The 252-nt window shown below is 17.5% G+C and carries 1 protein-coding gene; it reads left to right on the top strand.

Annotated features, from left to right (window positions below; translation table 11 throughout):
• Window positions 1–179 precede the first annotated feature (179 nt).
• The coding region (locus PF021_RS08665) for a hypothetical protein (RefSeq protein ID WP_407081426.1) at window positions 180–252 on the top strand (73 nt) is incomplete at its 3' end.

Below are 252 nucleotides of genomic sequence, written 5' to 3'. Positions count from 1 at the left end.
ATATTACACTATAAAACCTAAAAAGTAAATATAAGTTTATTAATCATTTATTATTTTTTTAATAAGAGAAAAAAAGTATTATTTTTTTATATAATTTTATTTACTATTATAAAAATAAAATAAATTTTAATAAAAGAAATACTAAAATATTAAATACTAGAAAATAAGGTAGGTGTATTATGCAAATTCAACCATCAATGTATATTAATAGAGAACTTTCTTGGCTTGCATTTAACTCCCGTGTTTTAGATC

The organism is Helicobacter ibis (assembly GCF_027859255.1).
Taxonomy (GTDB): domain Bacteria; phylum Campylobacterota; class Campylobacteria; order Campylobacterales; family Helicobacteraceae; genus Helicobacter_D; species Helicobacter_D ibis.
Note: the sequence above shows the minus strand (reverse complement) of the source record. Positions and strands in the feature narration are given on the sequence as shown.